Raw genomic sequence first — 15,396 nt, 5'->3', positions numbered from 1 at the left:
TTCGTCGTGTGTCTGTTCTCTGCCCGCCGCCAGCTATTCGGCCACGACAAGTCCGGTGTCGGCCTCGGCCATCTCCGCGCGCAGGTGCCGCGTGGCCTCGGCATCGACGGCAAGGTCATAGTCCTCCAGGCGCCCTGTCAGGACGACGCCGTAGCGCGTGCGCGCGGCCTCCTCGCTGACGAGTTCGTCGAGCACGTCCTCCTTCACCGCCTCGGGATCGCGCGCGGTGGGCGGGCCGAAGCCGCCGCCGCCACCGTGCTGGTAGGCCATGACCGCGCCTGCCGGGAGCATCGCCTGCTCGGCCAGCGCGATGCGCCGCTCGTTGGGCGAGCCAACCTCGAAGCGATTGACATAGGGCGATCCCGGATCGCCGCCGCCCATGCCGCTGATCGGGTGGTCGTGGCTTACCATCCAGGCGGTCGCCATCATCGGTTGCAGGACCTGCTTGACGTTGCAGCTGCCCGGCATTCCCCGCCACTGACCGGCTCCGCCCGTGTCGGTGGTCAACTCGCGCGCGATGTTGAGCACGGGAAAACGGCTTTCCGCATCCTCGGCCTGGCCGAGCAGGAGGTTGCCCAGACTGGAAGGGCAGGCCCCCCAGCCGTCAAGCCCGGCAACCGCGGAAACATCCATCGAACGGCAGTCGACGCCCTGATCCATGTACATCTGCCCCGCCGCATCGAAGCCGATCACGGCATTGGGCATGCCGATCTTGTAGACCTGCGGCTGCGCGCGGGCGGGCACGATCCCCGAGAGCGCCACACAGACCGCCTCGGTAATCTCGCAGGCGGGGTGGAAACTGCCAAGCGCCGCAGGCTTGTTGGGCGGCGGGTTGGCAATGCAGCCTTCGGGAATGACGATCTCGACCGCCTGGAAGAGCCCCTCGTTCTTGACGATGGCCGGGTCGATCATGGCCGCGAGCTGGACCATCACGTAACCGCGTGAATTGGCAAAGGTGTTCCACACGCCCGTCAGGTTCGCGCGCTCATCGGTGCCGGTGAGATCGACCGTCAGGTCCTCGCCCGCAACGGTGACCTCCACATGAACCTTCACGTCCTTCGTCCCGGCGGTATCATGGTCGATGTAGACAGTGGCGGGATAGGTACCGTCGGGCCATTCCGCGATTTCGCGGCGGAACTGACGCTCGGTCTCGTCGATGGCGTGGTTGATCGCTGCGCGCACATGATCCGCGCCATGGCGCGCGATCAGGGCCTCGATCCGCCGCGCGCCCTTCTCGACCGCGCTGATCATGGCGGCCAGGTCTCCTGCAAAGGTTGCAAAGCGGTTGTTGCGCACGATCATGTCGATGACATCGACGCGCTTCTCCCCGCGATGGACGAGCTTGACGCAGGGGATCGCCAGACCCTCGGTGAAGATGTCGGTGGCCTCCAGCGTGAAGCCGCCCGGGTCCTTGCCTCCGGTATCGCCCTGGTGCGCCTGGAGCGCGATGCAGGTGACGAGCTCGCCCGCATCATCATACACCGGGGCATAGACGTTGTAGTCGGGCAGGTGCCCGCCCCCGGCATCGGGATCGTTGCCGAGGAACACGTCGCCCGCTCCCCAGTCATATTTCGCCTGCTGCAGAAGCCCGTAGCGCACGGTCAGCTGCGAGACGAAGGTGAGGTGCGGCGTCCCGATCGAGCCCATGGCAAGGCGCCCGTGGGCATCGACAATGGCCGCGTTGCGCTCGTTCGACTGATTGATGATCGGCGAGGAAGCCGCCCGGCCCAGGTGCGTCGCCACCTCGAAGCAGATCGTCTCGAAAGCCCCGCGGATGATATCGGCGCTGACCGGGTCAATGGTGACGCTCGTGGGCAGTGCCCCGGGTTTCTTCGCCAATTCGCGGCGCAGCGCGAAGGCAGGGGCAGTGGCGGGCGCGGTCATGGCTGGGAGCTCCTCTCCGGCGCCGGTTCGCGCCCTGTCTTTCCCTCGCACGCTAGGGCGCACACGCGCTGCGCTTCTCGACAGGAGACGCAAGGCGCTGTGCCGATGGCGCAGGGGCGCCCCGGATCAGTGGTGATCGTCCTCGGTAATCAGGCCGATGTCGGCGTGACCGGTACGCACCGCGCAGGACGCCGGCCCCGGTACGGCAAGATCATGCGTGTAGAGCGCGGCGCCCTGTGCAGTGCGGGCACAGATGTAGAGGATCTCCGCCCCGCGTCCGCCAAAGCCGAGGCCCGTGACCTCGCGACAGGGCACGTCCAGTTGCGCGTGCAGCGTTCCATCCGCCGCGTAGTGACGCAGGTGCGCGCTGCCTGCAAAGGCGAGCCACACACCGCCCTCATTGTCGCGCGCAAGGGCCGCAGGACGCAAGGCGTCCGCCGCCAGATCGAGGAAGGGCGCCTCCTCCCAGAGGCTCCCGGCCCGGCTGACGCGGTAACGGCGCACCCGGTGGGCCCCGCCATCGGCCAGCAGCAGCTCGCGCGCCTCGGGATCGAGCGCCATTCCACCCGCCATCGGCATATCGAAGACCATGCGCACCAACCGTTCGTCATGGTAGCGCACCAGCCCGGCCTGCCCATGCCCTGCCACCTCCGCAGCAGCCTCCCCAAAGGCTTCCATCGTGAACCACACGCGCCCGCGCGCATCGACGTGGACGTGGCCTGTCTGCTGCGCGCCGGGTTCGAGAAGGAACTCGCGCGACGCCCTCCCCTCACGGTCCAGCACCAGCAGTTCGCGCGCAGTCCCGACCAGCAAGCTTCCCTCCTGCGTCGGCACCCCGAAACCGGGCTGCCCCGGCACCGCGATCTCGCCGCTCTCGCCGGTGTCCGGCGCGAAGCAGCGCAGCGTCCCGTGTGCCCTGTCGGCCAGCACCAGCATGTCCGCCCCGTCGAGCCAGACCGGCGCCTGAAGATGGGCCCCGGGCACCTCCCAGCAGCAGTGCATGGTGTTCACGAAGCCCTCCCTTGGTTGCGGCAACGGCCAATGCCTCGGCCCGCCCCGGACCTTGGTCAAGCCGCGGCGCCGGGCATCGCCTTTGCGGTAAAATCGCGCCTGAAGAGAGGACGTAAACAGGGAAAAACAGACTCAAGGGGCCATCGCCCCTTGGACCCCGAAATCGGCGGCCTCACTTTTCTCAGCCATGGCGGCGCACGAATGGGTGGCTCGACATTGCGGATCGCGCGCGTTTGCGGGACAAGCGCAAGCACCGATGCGCAAGGAGAGGGAATTGGACGGTACACCGCTCAAGGATTTCGAGGACCCGCGTCGCACGGCGTCGGTGCGGATCACCGTGCTCGCCCGCCTGCTGCGCGCCCGCTTCGACGAGATGGTGGCGGACCTTGGCGTCACCCGTTCGCAATGGGGCGCGCTCGTCGTTGTCGGGCAGGAAGAAGGCATCGCCCAAAGAGGGATCGCGCAGAAGCTGGAGATCTCCGACGCCTCGGCCGGGCGGATCGTCGACCGGCTGGTCGCCGAAAATCTGGTCGAACGCCGCCGTCAGGAACAGGACGGCCGGGTTCAGGCGATCCACATGACCGAGGCGGGCCGGGGCATCACCCGCGAGCTGGACCGGATCGCTGCGCACGCCGAAGAGACCGCCTGGCGCGGCTTCAACGCGGACGAAATGGCCACGATGAACGCGCTGCTTGGCCGCCTCCACGCCAATCTCGCACCGCCTTCGGAGAGCGAAACGAGGGGCTGACGAGCCCCCCTCAGTCGAAGGACGTCCAGACGGGCGCGCGTTTCTCGGCAAAGGCGCGCGGGCCTTCCTGCGCATCCTCGCAGCGGTAGGTCCATTCCGAGGCGTGGCGCGCGGCTTCCAGCGCGGCGCTGCGGCCCATTTGCGTCGCCAGCATCACCGTCTCGCGTCCCGCACGGACCGATTGCGGCGCGCCCTGCAGCACCTCGCGCGCGAGTTCGAGCGCGACCTCCAGCGTCTCTCCGGGTTCGGCGAGGCGGTTGACGAGGCCGATCTCGTAGGCGCGCTGCGCATCGATCGGCTTACCGGTGAGTATGATCTCCATCATGATGCGCTGGGGGATCATATGGATGAGCGGCGCGGCCCAGGGCGAACTGCGCCCGACCTTGACCTCGGTGATCGCAAAGCGCGCGGCCCGGCTCGCCACGCACAGGTCGCAGCCCTGCGCGATCATCCAGCCGCCCGCAAAAGCGACGCCGTTGACCGCCGCGATGGTCGGCTTGCTCAGCTGCACCGTGTCGTAGGGCACCGGAAACATGTCACGCGGGGGCACCTGGAGCCCGGTCTCGACCATCTCCTTGAGATCGCCGCCCGCGCAAAAAGCCTTCTCGCCCGCGCCGGTGAGGATCGCGATGCGGTACTCCGGGGTCGCCTCGAAAGCGTCCCAGGCCGCGTAGAGCCCGGCCCGCACCTCGGCCGAAAGCGCGTTGCGCTGCTCCGGGCGATTGATCGTGATGAGGGCAATCCCCGGCTCGGGGCTGGTCAGGGTGACCGCATCGGACATCGTCAGAAACCTCTCTGGCACGTGGCGTGGGCCTCACGTTCGAGGTCCTCGCGGAAATCGGGGTGGGCGATGGCGCACAGGCGCCGCGCCCGTTCGGCGAGCGGCTGGCCCTTCAGTTCCGCAGCGCCAAACTCGGTGACGATCACGTCAACCTCGCTGCGCGCGGTGGTGACCGGGCCGGAGAGGTTCGCCGTGATCCGGCTGATCGTGCCGCCGCGCGCCGTGGCCGGCAAGACCATCAGCGCATGTCCGCCCGGCGAACGTGCCCCAGCGCGCACGAAATCGACCTGGCCGCCCGTTCCGCCGAGATAGCTTTGGCCGCTCTGCTCGGCGTTGACCTGTCCGGTGAGGTCCACTTCCAAGGCGGAATTGATCGAGACAAGCCCCTCGATCTGCGCCAGCACCGCATCGGCATGGGTATAAGTGCCCGGGCACATGCGCAGGGCCGGGTTGCGGTGTGCCCAGCGGTAGAGCCGCTCGGTCCCGATCAGCGCGCCATTGACCGAGACGCCCCGGTCGATGGCCTTGCGCGCGTTGGTGACGACGCCCGCCTCGATCAGGTCGACAAGGCCATCGCCCAGCATGCCCGAATGGACGCCCAGGTCGCGGCGGTCGGTCAGCTGGCGCAGGATCGCATCGGGGATCGCGCCCACGCCGGTCTGGATCACGGCGCCGTCACGGATGTACTGCGCGGCGTGCCCGGCAATGGCGCGGTCGGTCTCGGTGATCGCGGCGGGGGCGACCTCGACCGGCGTGCGCGCGACCGGGACGGCGACGTCGATCTCGGCGGCGGGGATCGCCTCGCCCGCCGTGTAGGGCACCTGCGCGTTGACTTCGGCCAGGACCACGCGCGCCCTGTCGGCCGCCGCACGCACATGGTCGGCGATGAGCCCGCAGCTGTGAAGGCCATGTTCATCCGGCGTGCTCAGCTGCAGCATGGCGACATCGCAGCCGATCACCCCCGAGGCGATCATCGCGCCGACCTGCCCGACGTGAACGGGAATAACCGAAAGGCGGTTCGCCTTGCTCATCGCGCGAAGAGCCCCGATGGCACCCATGCTGGAAAGCGCGATGGCCTGGCTGCGTTCCGGCCGGAACAGCCCGGAAAAGCTCGTCGCGATGAAGACCTTGAGATCGCCAATGGCGCTGGCCTGCTCCAGCAGCGCCTCGACCAGCGTGGTCGGCTCACCGCAGGCCTGGCCGATGACGATGCTGTCGCCGCGCCGCAGGTAGCGGGCAAGGTCAAGGTCATCGGGCGAGACGGTCACGCTCATGCGCGGCCTGCCAGGCGCAGGACGGTTTCCGCTCGGGCGAGATAGGGCCGGTCAAGCATGCCGCCCTTGTAGCCGATGGCCCCGACGCCGGGATTGGCGGCAAAGATCGCCACGATTTCCTGTGCCTCGGCAATTTCCTGCTCGCTCGGCGTGAAGGCGGCGTTGATGATCTCGACCTGCGCGGGGTGGATCGCGAGCATCCCGCGATAGCCCTCGGCGCGCACCTTCTCGGCGCGCGCGCGCAGCCCGTCGAGGTCACGAAAATCGCCGTGGATGGTCTCGATGGGAAGAACCCCCGCGCTCGCCGCGCCGATCAGGCACAGGCTGCGCGCCAACTTGTAGGTAAAGGCATAGTCGCCATCTGTATCGCGGTTGGTGCTGGCGCCGAGCGCATCGGCGAGGTCCTCTGCCCCCCAGGTCATGCCCACCAGGCGCGGCGCGTCGCGATAGTCGCCGGTCGTGAACATCGCCTCGGCGGCCTCGGTGACGAGCGCGATGACCTTCGTGGTGCCCTGTTCGATCCCGTTCGCCGCCTCAAGTGCGGTCAGGTAGTGGTCGAGCAACTCGACATCGCCGCGCCCGCGCGCCTTGGGCAACATGATGCCGCCGGGGCGTCCCGGCATAACGGCGGCCAGATCCTCGACCGCGAAGGGCCCATCGACCGGATTGATGCGCACCCAGAGGCGGGCGTGGTCATCCCCGCGCCCTTGCAAGAACTCGCGCACCAGGGTGCGGGCGGCGGGCTTCTGCTCCACCGTCACGGCATCTTCCAGATCGAACAGCGCGATGTCAGCCGCGCTGTCCGCACACTTCTCCATCTTGCGCGCCGCATCGCCCGGCGCGAACAGCCAGGAGCGCATGGGCAAGGTCTCAGGCATGGTCTCTCTCCGCCTCTTTTGCGATACAGCTTAGTAGGAACGCGGTTGTTCCAGAACCTTTTCGGCGAGAAAGTTGAGGATCATGTGCGGGCTGACCGGCGCGGTGCGCGGGATCAGCACTTCGCGCAGGTAACGCTCGACATGGTATTCCTGCGCATAGCCCATGCCGCCCAGCGTCAGCATCGCGGTGTGGCATGCCTCGAAGGCGAATTCCCCGGCGAGGTACTTGGCCGTGTTGGCTTCCACCCCGCACTCCGCGCTGGCATCGAACAGGCTCGCTGCCTTCATGGTCATCAGGTTCGCCGCCTCAAGCTGGGCCCAGCACTTGGCCAGCGGATGCTGGATCGCCTGGTTCTGGCCGATTGGACGATCGAACACGACGCGTTCGCGCGCATAGTCGCTGGCGCGGCGGATCGCGGCGCGGCCCAGTCCGATAGCCTCGGCCGCGAGCAACGCGCGTTCGGGGTTGAGGCCGTGCAGGATGATGCGAAAGCCCTCGCCCTCGGCACCGATGAGGTCCTCGTCGGGAATGAACAGGTCCTCGATGAAGAGCATGTTCGAATCGACCGCATGGCGCCCCATCTTGTGGATCAGGCGCACGTCGATCTTCGAGCGGTCGAGGTCGGTGTAGAACAGCGAGAGGCCACCGGTCTTGCTTTTGACCTCTTCCAGCGGAGTGGTGCGCGCAAGCAGCAGGATCTTGTTCGCGACCTGCGCGGTGGAGATCCAGATCTTTTCGCCCGAAACGCGGTACCCCCCGTCCACCTTCTGCGCGCGGGTGGTGATGCGCGTGGTGTTGAGCCCGGCGTTGGGCTCGGTCACGCCGAAGCAGGCCTTGTCCTCGCCCGAGATGATGCGCGGAATGTGGCGCGCGCACTGCTCCTTCGTGCCGAACAGGATCATCGGCTGAAGCCCGAAGATGTTGATGTGGATCGAGGAGGCACCCGTCATGCCAGCCCCCGATTCCGCGATGGCCTGCATCATGATCGAGGCCTCGGTGATGCCAAGGCCCGCGCCGCCGTATTCCTCGGGCATGGCGATGCCCAGCCACCCCTCGTCGGCCATGGCGCGGTAGAAGTGCTCGGGGAAAGTGCCCTCGCGGTCGCGCTCCAGCCAGTAGTCGTCATCATAGGCGGCGCAGCGTTTCAGGATCGTGTCCCGGATTTCCTGCTGGTCCGCCGAGAACGTGAAATCCATTGCCCGCGCCTCGTCCCGTTCCATCGCGCGCCTTCGCGCCGAATTGTGCAATCGGGCTAGCAAACAAGCCGGACAGCGCAAATTGGCGCCCGCGCATATTCGCTCGGGCGATCCAAATCGGCGCGAGAGGACAGCGCCCGGCGAGACGGTTAGCTTCCCTTGCAGAACGGGAGGAAGCACAGGTGTCCGAACACGGCAGGCAAGGCCCCCTGGCCGGCATCAAGGTCATCGACCTTACCGCCATGGTCATGGGGCCCTACGCGACGCAGATCATGGCCGACATGGGCGCGCAGGTGATCAAGATCGAGCCCCCTGAGGGCGATGGCACGCGCTTCATCTCGGTCGGCCCGGAACCGGGCATGGGTGGCGTCTTCGCCCATGTGAACCGGGGCAAGCGCAGCCACGTGATGGACCTGTCGCAGGAAGCCGCGCGCGCCCAGCTGCTCGACATGATCGCCGAAGCCGACGTCTTCATCCACTCGATGCGGGGGCGGGCGATTGCCCGCCTCGGGCTCGACTACGCGGCGGTGTCCAGGGTCAATCCGGGCATCGTCTATACCAACTGCTACGGCTACGGGCGCAAGGGCCGCTACCGCGACCAGGCCGCCTACGACGACACCATCCAGGCCGAGTGTGGGCTGACCTCGGTGCAGGAACTACTGAACGGCGAGCCGGGCTTCGTCGGTTCGATCATGGCCGACAAGATCGCCGGGATGACCGCGCTCTACGCCACCGTCATGGCGCTCTTCCACCGCGAACGCACCGGCGAGGGGCAGGAGGTCGAGGTCCCCATGTTCGAGACGATGAGCGCCTTCATGCTGGTCGAGCACGCCAACGGCGCGCTGTTCGATCCCCCGCTCGGCCCCGCGCACTACCCGCGCGCGGTCGCCCGCAACCGCCGCCCCTACCGCACGCGCGACGGCCACGTCGCCGCGCTCATCTACAACGACAAGCACTGGCGCCTGTTCACGCAGGCCGTGAAGCCCGAATGGGTGACAGACGACATGGCGACGCTGGCCCAGCGCGCGGCCCAGATCGACACGATCTACGGGCTGCTCGCCGAGACCTTCCTCACCCGCACCACGCAGGAGTGGCTCGATCTGCTACTCGAACTGGGCATTCCCGCCGCGCCGCTGCGCACGACCGACGACCTCCTCCACGACCCCCACCTTGTCGAGAGCGGCTTCTTCCAGACCGTCCCCTCGCGCTGGGGGGACATTCGCTATCCGGGCATCCCGGTCGATTTCTCGCGCACGCCCGGACGCATTTCCGGGCCGCCTCCGGCGCTGGGCGAAGCGGACGAGGAGCCGTGCGACGAGATGACCCGTGAGGTACAGGTCCGGTCATGAGCCCGCTTCCCTCCTTCGAAACCCTGATCCTGGAGCGGCGCGAACGGCTGCTCGTGCTCACGCTCAACCGCCCCGAGGCGCTCAATGCAGTGAACCTGACGCTCCACGACGAGCTGCCCGAAGCCCTCGTCTTCATCGCGTCCGATCCGGGCAGCGACGTCGTGCTGCTGACAGGCGCGGGCCGGGCCTTCTCGGCAGGCGGCGACCTCGACCACATGGAGCGCAACGCGCGCGAACCCCACCTTTTCGACCACGAAGCCCGGCAGGCCAAGCGTATCATCGAGGCCCTGCTGACCCTGGAAAAGCCGCTGGTGGTGCGCATGAACGGCCACGCGGTGGGCCTTGGCGCAACGATTGCGCTCATGGGTGACATCATCGTCGCCGCGGACGGCGCGAAGATCGGCGATCCCCACGTGGGTATAGGCCTTGTCGCGGGCGATGGCGGCGCGCTGATCTGGGCCGCACGCATCGGCCTCACCCGCGCCAAGGAATTCCTGCTGACAGGCGAACTGGTTCCCGCCACAGAAGCGGAGCGCATCGGCCTCATCAACCGCTGCGTACCCGCAGACGAACTCGATGCCGTAGTCGAAGACTATTGCCGCAAGCTCACCGGCGGCGCGCCGCAAGCGCTGCGCTGGACCAAGGTGCTGACCAACCTCGAACTGCGCCGCGTAGGCGCCGCCCTGCTCGATGCCGGGATCGCCTATGAAGCGCTCAGCGTGCGCACGGCCGACCACCGCGAAGGGCTGACTGCGCTAAGGGAACGGCGAGCGCCCCGGTTCAAGGGGGAGTGAAGGTCACGCAGAAAAAAAGATGATTCCGAGGGCCATTGCCCTCGGGCTCCCGAAACCGTCTAGCTCACGATTGGCAAGCAGCCTTGCGCGCAATACGCGAGGTCGACCGTTTTGGGGTCAAGGGGTAATAACCCCTTGCATCCGTTTCTCCTTTTTCTTGTTTGCCTCCTCCGCAAAGCCCCGCCACCGCGATATCGGTTGCCCCAGCGCCCGGCTTCCTTGCCGCGCGCTTTCGCGCTGATACGCTCCGAGGCGAAACAACAGATCACGATCGGGATGGGGCATGATCTTCACCGAAACCCAGGAGGCCATCCGCGAGGCCGTGCGCGCCTTCGCGCAGGAGCAGATACGCCCCAGAAGCGCGGCGTTCGAGGCTGCGGGGGGCTATCCGCCCGCGCTGTTCGAGGAGCTGGCGGGCCTTGGCCTTATGGGCATGACCGCGCCCGAAAGCTTCGGCGGCGCCGAGGCCGATTTCGTCTCCTACGCGCTGGCCCTGATCGAGATCGCCGCGGCCGACGGGGCGCTCTCGACCATCGTCTCGATCCAGAACAGCCTCATTGTCTCCAGCCTCATCAAGGACGGCAGTGCCGAACAGCAGGCGCGCTTCCTGCCCGATCTCATCGCGGGCCGCATGATCGGTGCCTTTGCCCTGACCGAGACCGACGCAGGATCCGATGCCTCGGCGATCCGCACCCGCGCGCGCAAGGTGGAAGGCGGCTACGTTCTTGACGGCGCCAAGCAGTTCATCACCTCCGGCAAGATCGCCGGGCTGACGATCGTCTACGCGGTCACCGATCCGGAAGCTGGAAAGCGCGGGATCACGGGCTTTCTCGTACCCACCGACAGCGAAGGTTACAGTGTCGACAAGGTCGAGCACAAGCTGGGCCAAGGCGCGTCGGACACCTGCGCGATCCGCTTCGACAATCTCTTCGTGCCCGAGGACCTGCGCCTTGGCGCAGAGGGTGCGGGCTATGGCCTGGCCCTCTCGAACCTGGAGGTCGGGCGCATCGGCATCGCCGCGCAGTGCATCGGCATGGCGCAGGCCGCACTCGAGATTGCGGTCGCTTACGCACGCGAACGCACCAGCTTCGGCAAGCCCATCCTCGAACACCAGGCCGTTGGTTTCCGTCTGGCCGACCTCGCCGCGAAGCTGGAGGCCGCGCGCCATCTGGTGCTCCACGCGGCCAGCCTCAAGGACGCAGGGCTCCCCTGTCTCAAGGAGGCCTCGATGGCAAAGCTCGTCGCCTCCGAAACCGCCGAGCAGGTGGTCTCGGGCGCGATCCAGACACTGGGCGGCTACGGCTACCTGGAGGAATTCGGGGTCGCCAAGATCTACCGCGATGTGCGGGTCTGCCAGATCTACGAAGGCACGTCCGACATCCAGCGCATGGTCATCGCGCGCGCGCTTCAGGCCGCGTGACGCACACAATATCAGGGAAGGATACAAGGGATGAAGGTGGAAGGGCTGGCGGCCGTCGTGACAGGCGGCGCATCGGGTCTGGGCGGCGCCACGGCGGCGCGCCTCGCCGGGCTGGGCGCGAAAGTGACCCTGTTCGACCTCAACGAGGAAATGGGCACAGCCCATGCCGAAAGGATCGACGGGCGCTTTGCCAAGGTTGACGTGACCGACGAAACCGGTGTCGCGGCAGCCCTGGATGAGGCCGAGGCTGTGAACGGCAAGGCGCGCATTCTCGTCAACTGCGCCGGGATCGGCCCGCCGCGCAAGGTGCTTGACCGCGATGGAAGCCCGATCCCGCTCGGCGACTTCGCAAAGATCGTGAACATCAACCTCATCGGCAGCTTCAACGTGCTGTCGAAGTTCGCCAGCCGCCTCCACGATGCCGAAGAGGTCGAGGGTGAGCGCGGCGTTGCCATCAGCACGGCGAGCGTCGCCGCGTTTGAGGGGCAGATCGGGCAGGCCGCCTACTCCGCCTCGAAGGGCGGGGTCGTGGGGATGACGCTGCCCATCGCCCGTGAGCTTGCCCGCTACGGCATTCGCGTGATGACCATTGCGCCGGGTCTCTTCCTCACCCCGCTGATGGAGAGCTTTCCCAAGGAAGTGCAGGATTCGCTGGGCGCGCAGGTGCCCTTCCCCAGTCGCCTGGGCTATCCCGACGAATACGCGCAGCTCGTCGAATCCATCGTCACCAACCCGATGCTGAACGGCGAGACGATCCGCCTCGACGGCGCGATCCGGATGTCGCCCAAGTGAGCGCGGCCTACATCGTCGAGGCGGTGCGCACCGCCGGAGGGCGGCGCAAGGGCGCCCTCGCCGAGGTCCACCCCGCCGACCTTGGCGCGACCGTGCTCGACGCGCTTGTCACGCGCGCGGGGATCGATCCCGGGACAATCGAGGACGTGCTCATGGGCTGCGTCACGCAAGGGGGAGAACAGGCCTTCGCCTTCGGGCGCAACTGCGTGCTCGCCTCGGGCCTTCCCGACAGTGTGCCGTCGGTCACGATAGACCGGCAGTGCGGCTCCTCGCAGCAGGCGCTGCAGTTCGCCGCGCAGGCCGTCATGTCGGGCACGCAGGACCTCGTCATTGCAGCCGGGACCGAGAGCATGACCCGCGTGCCGATGTTCTCGAACATGTCGGTCTACGAGAAGATGGGCATCGGCACAGGTCCCTTCGCGCCCTCGATCCAGAAGCGCTACGGCGTCCCCGCCTTCAGCCAGTTCACCGGCGCGCAGATGGTCGCCGACCGCCACGACCTCACCCGCGAGGCGATGGACCGCTTCGCGCTCGACAGCCACCGCAAGGCCGCAGCCGCCATCCAAACCGGCGCGTTCGATGCCGAGATCGTTCCCGTCACGACCGCCAACGGCGCGTTCGCACAGGACGAAGGCGTGCGCTTCGACGCCACGCTGGAAGGCATCGGCGCGCTCGATCCGCTCACCGAAGGCGGCACGATCACGGCGGGCAACGCTAGCCAGATGACCGACGGCGCCTCGGGCGTGCTGGTCGCCAGCGAGGCCGCCATCAAGACCCATGGCCTGACCCCGCTTGCGCGCATCCACGCCTTTGGCGTCAGCGCGGGCGATCCCGTGGTCATGCTCGAGGAGCCGCTGCCCGGCACGCGCAGGCTCCTGGCCAGGACCGGCCTCTCGCTCGCGGACATCGACCTTTACGAAGTCAACGAGGCCTTCGCCTCGATCCCGATGGCCTGGGCAAAGGCGCTGGAGGCGGACCCGGCCAAACTCAACGTCAACGGCGGCGCCATCGCGCTGGGCCATCCGCTCGGCGCGAGCGGCACCAAGCTGATGACGACCCTTATCCACGCCCTGAAGGCACGCGGGGGGCGCTATGGCCTCCAGACCATGTGCGAGGGCGGCGGCATGGCCAACGTGATGATCGTGGAGGCGATGTAATGGCTCTCAAGACACGGATTACGCAGCTTCTGGGGATCGAACACCCCATCGTCCAGGGCGGCATGATGTGGGTGGGCCGCGCCGAACTGGCAAGCGCGGTCTCGAACGCGGGCGGCCTTGGCATCCTGACCGCCCTCACCCAGCCCACGCCCGATGACCTGCGGCGCGAGATCGACCGCTGCCGGTCGATGACCGACAAGCCCTTCGGCGTGAACCTCACCATCCTGCCCTCGGTAAACCCGCCCCCTTACGCCGAATACAGGAAGGCCATCATCGAGAGCGGGGTGCGCATCGTCGAGACTGCGGGCAGCGGCCCGCGCGAGCATGTGGAGGATTTCAAGAGCCACGGCATCACCGTGCTGCACAAGTGCACCGCAGTGCGCCACGCACTTTCCGCCGAGCGGATGGGCGTCGACGTCATCTCGATCGACGGCTTCGAATGCGCCGGCCACCCCGGCGAGGACGATATTCCAGGCCTTGTCCTGATCCCCGCCGCCGCCGACCAGGTGAAGATCCCCATGCTGGCGAGCGGCGGCATCGGCGATGGACGCGGGCTTGCCGCCGCGCTCGCGCTGGGCGCCGAAGGCGTCAACATGGGCACCCGCTTCTGCGCCACCAGGGAGGCGCCGATCCACGACAATATCAAGCGCTTCCTAGTCGAGAACGACGAACGCGCGACCAACCTCATCTTCCGCCAGTTCCGCAACACCGGACGCGTCGCGAAGAACAGCATCTCCGACGAGGTGGTGACAATCGCGCAAGTCCCCGGCGCGCAGTTCCAGGATGTCCAGCCGCTCGTCTCGGGCGCGCGAGGACGCACCGCACTCGAAACCGGCGATACCGAGGCCGGACTGGTCTGGGCCGGACAGGTGCAGGGCCTGATCCGCGACATCCCCTCCTGCGCGGAGCTTCTCACCCGGATGGTGTCCGAGGCTGAAAGCATCATCGCCACGCGTCTGGGGGCAATGCTGGCCGAGCCGGTCGCGTGAACGCGCCTCCCTCGCGGGGGGCGCAAGGCCCGCTCAAGGGCCTGCGCGTCGTCGAGTTTCTTGGCATCGGCCCCGGGCCGCAGGCGGCCATGATGCTCGCCGATCTGGGTGCCGAGGTCCTCCGGATCACCCGCAAGGGGGGCAACGGCTGGCCCAACCCGGTCAATGACCGGGGCCGCGCCGAAATCGAGATCGACATTCGCAGCAAGGCCGGACGCCTGCAGTGCCTCGAGGCGCTCGATCGCGCGGATGTCCTCATCGAAGGCTTCCGTCCCGGCGTCATGGAGCGCCTGGGCCTTGGGCCCGACGACATCGCGCCGCGCAATCCCCGCCTCGTCTACGCACGCATGACGGGCTGGGGGCAGGAGGGCCCGCTCGCCCGCACCGCCGGGCACGACATCAACTACATCGCGCTCTCGGGCGCGCTTGCGGCCATGGGGCGTCCCGGAGAGCCCGCCGCGATCCCGCTCAATCTCGTCGGCGATTTCGGGGGTGGTTCGATGCTGCTGGTCACGGGAATCCTGGCCGCACTCTTCGAACGCGCCACGTCCGGGAAGGGGCAGGTCGTCGATGCCGCGATCCTCGACGGGGTGACGACGATGATGTCCTTCTTCGACGGGCTGACCACGACAGGCCAGCTCTCGCTCGACCGCACGGACAACCTGCTGGGAGGCGCCGCCCCCTACTACCGCACCTACCTGTGCTGCGACGGGCGCGAAATGAGCGTGGGCGCGCTGGAGCCCCCCTTCTTCGCCGAACTCATCGCCCGGCTCGACTTGCCTGAGTTCGCCGACGGACAAACGCCGGAACGCTGGCCCGCGCTCGAAGCCGCCCTCACCGCGCGCTTTGCCGAGCACGACCAGGCCCACTGGATCCGCCTGTTCGAAGGCAGCGATGCCTGCGTGGCCCCGGTCCTGACCCTCGCGGAAGCCAAGGTCCACCAGCACTTCTGCGCCCGGGAAACTTATGTCGAAGGCGACAGCCTCATGCAGGCCGCACCCTCGCCGCGTTTCTCGCGCACGCCCGGCGCCGCACGAAGCGATGCCGGGGAAGATGGCGCGGCGATGATCGCGCGCTGGCGGGAATCGTAAAGAAAGAAAATACTATTCAAGGGGTTATTAC

The 15,396-nt window shown here is 67.5% G+C and carries 14 protein-coding genes; 8 read left to right on the top strand and 6 right to left on the bottom strand.

Going from position 1 to position 15,396, the window contains the following annotated elements; all coding sequences use genetic code 11:
- Positions 1–33: 33 nt before the first annotated feature.
- Positions 34–1,884 (bottom strand): hydantoinase B/oxoprolinase family protein, encoded by a 1,851-nt coding sequence (locus MTR65_RS16795; RefSeq protein WP_243802239.1) that lies wholly within the window; start codon positions 1,882–1,884, stop codon positions 34–36.
- A gap of 126 nt (positions 1,885–2,010) precedes the next feature.
- A complete protein-coding gene (locus MTR65_RS16790; RefSeq protein WP_243802304.1) occupies positions 2,011–2,886 on the bottom strand; it encodes an SMP-30/gluconolactonase/LRE family protein in 876 nt (291 codons plus the stop codon).
- A gap of 283 nt (positions 2,887–3,169) precedes the next feature.
- Here MTR65_RS16790 and MTR65_RS16785 point away from each other — a divergent pair, with 283 nt between their 5' ends.
- A complete protein-coding gene (locus MTR65_RS16785; RefSeq protein WP_243802237.1) occupies positions 3,170–3,643 on the top strand; it encodes a MarR family winged helix-turn-helix transcriptional regulator in 474 nt (157 codons plus the stop codon).
- 10 nt (positions 3,644–3,653) lie between these two features.
- Here MTR65_RS16785 and MTR65_RS16780 read toward each other — a convergent pair whose 3' ends face one another.
- From MTR65_RS16780 to MTR65_RS16765, 4 genes are read right to left on the bottom strand one after another with little or no spacing between them, the layout of a single operon-like run.
- Positions 3,654–4,424: an enoyl-CoA hydratase/isomerase family protein gene (locus tag MTR65_RS16780; protein WP_243802235.1), complete on the bottom strand. Its 771-nt coding sequence runs from the start codon at positions 4,422–4,424 to the stop codon at positions 3,654–3,656.
- A gap of 2 nt (positions 4,425–4,426) precedes the next feature.
- The gene (locus tag MTR65_RS16775) at positions 4,427–5,698 is read right to left on the bottom strand and encodes an acetyl-CoA hydrolase/transferase family protein (protein ID WP_243802233.1); all 1,272 of its coding nucleotides are present in this window, start codon (positions 5,696–5,698) and stop codon (positions 4,427–4,429) included.
- Positions 5,695–6,576 (bottom strand): HpcH/HpaI aldolase/citrate lyase family protein, encoded by an 882-nt coding sequence (locus MTR65_RS16770; RefSeq protein ID WP_243802231.1) that lies wholly within the window; start codon positions 6,574–6,576, stop codon positions 5,695–5,697. Before MTR65_RS16770 ends, MTR65_RS16775 begins: the two co-directional genes overlap by 4 nt.
- 30 nt (positions 6,577–6,606) lie before the next feature.
- Positions 6,607–7,773 (bottom strand): acyl-CoA dehydrogenase family protein, encoded by a 1,167-nt coding sequence (locus tag MTR65_RS16765; protein ID WP_243802229.1) that lies wholly within the window; start codon positions 7,771–7,773, stop codon positions 6,607–6,609.
- 182 nt (positions 7,774–7,955) lie between these two features.
- Here MTR65_RS16765 and MTR65_RS16760 point away from each other — a divergent pair, with 182 nt between their 5' ends.
- From MTR65_RS16760 to MTR65_RS16730, 7 genes are all read left to right on the top strand, one after another.
- Positions 7,956–9,122, top strand: coding sequence for a CaiB/BaiF CoA transferase family protein (locus MTR65_RS16760; protein WP_327194345.1), 1,167 nt, complete (start codon positions 7,956–7,958; stop codon positions 9,120–9,122).
- Positions 9,119–9,916 (top strand): enoyl-CoA hydratase/isomerase family protein, encoded by a 798-nt coding sequence (locus MTR65_RS16755; protein WP_243802227.1) that lies wholly within the window; start codon positions 9,119–9,121, stop codon positions 9,914–9,916. The genes MTR65_RS16760 and MTR65_RS16755 overlap by 4 nt, the downstream gene beginning before the upstream one ends.
- A gap of 283 nt (positions 9,917–10,199) precedes the next feature.
- Entirely contained in the window at positions 10,200–11,336 is a 1,137-nt protein-coding gene (locus tag MTR65_RS16750) for an acyl-CoA dehydrogenase family protein (RefSeq protein ID WP_243802225.1), read from the top strand.
- Positions 11,337–11,366: 30 nt separating this feature from the next.
- Positions 11,367–12,128, top strand: coding sequence for an SDR family NAD(P)-dependent oxidoreductase (locus MTR65_RS16745; protein ID WP_243802223.1), 762 nt, complete (start codon positions 11,367–11,369; stop codon positions 12,126–12,128).
- Positions 12,125–13,285, top strand: a complete 1,161-nt coding sequence (locus MTR65_RS16740) for an acetyl-CoA C-acetyltransferase (RefSeq protein WP_243802221.1) — start codon at positions 12,125–12,127, stop codon at positions 13,283–13,285. Before MTR65_RS16745 ends, MTR65_RS16740 begins: the two co-directional genes overlap by 4 nt.
- Complete coding sequence (locus MTR65_RS16735) at positions 13,285–14,274, top strand: NAD(P)H-dependent flavin oxidoreductase (protein ID WP_243802219.1); 990 nt, start codon at positions 13,285–13,287, stop codon at positions 14,272–14,274. Before MTR65_RS16740 ends, MTR65_RS16735 begins: the two co-directional genes overlap by 1 nt.
- Positions 14,271–15,365 carry a CaiB/BaiF CoA transferase family protein gene (locus tag MTR65_RS16730; protein WP_243802217.1) on the top strand — a complete coding sequence of 365 codons (1,095 nt, stop codon included), beginning with the start codon at positions 14,271–14,273 and terminating at the stop codon, positions 15,363–15,365. The genes MTR65_RS16735 and MTR65_RS16730 overlap by 4 nt, the downstream gene beginning before the upstream one ends.
- Positions 15,366–15,396 lie beyond the last annotated feature (31 nt).

The sequence above is a fragment of the Novosphingobium mangrovi genome (assembly GCF_022818885.1).
GTDB lineage: Bacteria > Pseudomonadota > Alphaproteobacteria > Sphingomonadales > Sphingomonadaceae > Novosphingobium > Novosphingobium mangrovi.
Note: the sequence above shows the minus strand (reverse complement) of the source record. Positions and strands in the feature narration are given on the sequence as shown.

Coding starts and splice junctions, on each gene's coding strand:
- MTR65_RS16775 (WP_243802233.1), bottom strand. CDS start 5,698: ATGAGCGTGACCGTCTCGCCCGATGACCTTGACCTTGCCCGCTACCTG.
- MTR65_RS16770 (WP_243802231.1), bottom strand. CDS start 6,576: ATGCCTGAGACCTTGCCCATGCGCTCCTGGCTGTTCGCGCCGGGCGAT.
- MTR65_RS16765 (WP_243802229.1), bottom strand. CDS start 7,773: ATGGATTTCACGTTCTCGGCGGACCAGCAGGAAATCCGGGACACGATC.
- MTR65_RS16790 (WP_243802304.1), bottom strand. CDS start 2,886: ATGCACTGCTGCTGGGAGGTGCCCGGGGCCCATCTTCAGGCGCCGGTC.
- MTR65_RS16795 (WP_243802239.1), bottom strand. CDS start 1,884: ATGACCGCGCCCGCCACTGCCCCTGCCTTCGCGCTGCGCCGCGAATTG.
- MTR65_RS16780 (WP_243802235.1), bottom strand. CDS start 4,424: ATGTCCGATGCGGTCACCCTGACCAGCCCCGAGCCGGGGATTGCCCTC.
- MTR65_RS16735 (WP_243802219.1), top strand. CDS start 13,285: ATGGCTCTCAAGACACGGATTACGCAGCTTCTGGGGATCGAACACCCC.
- MTR65_RS16750 (WP_243802225.1), top strand. CDS start 10,200: ATGATCTTCACCGAAACCCAGGAGGCCATCCGCGAGGCCGTGCGCGCC.
- MTR65_RS16745 (WP_243802223.1), top strand. CDS start 11,367: ATGAAGGTGGAAGGGCTGGCGGCCGTCGTGACAGGCGGCGCATCGGGT.
- MTR65_RS16755 (WP_243802227.1), top strand. CDS start 9,119: ATGAGCCCGCTTCCCTCCTTCGAAACCCTGATCCTGGAGCGGCGCGAA.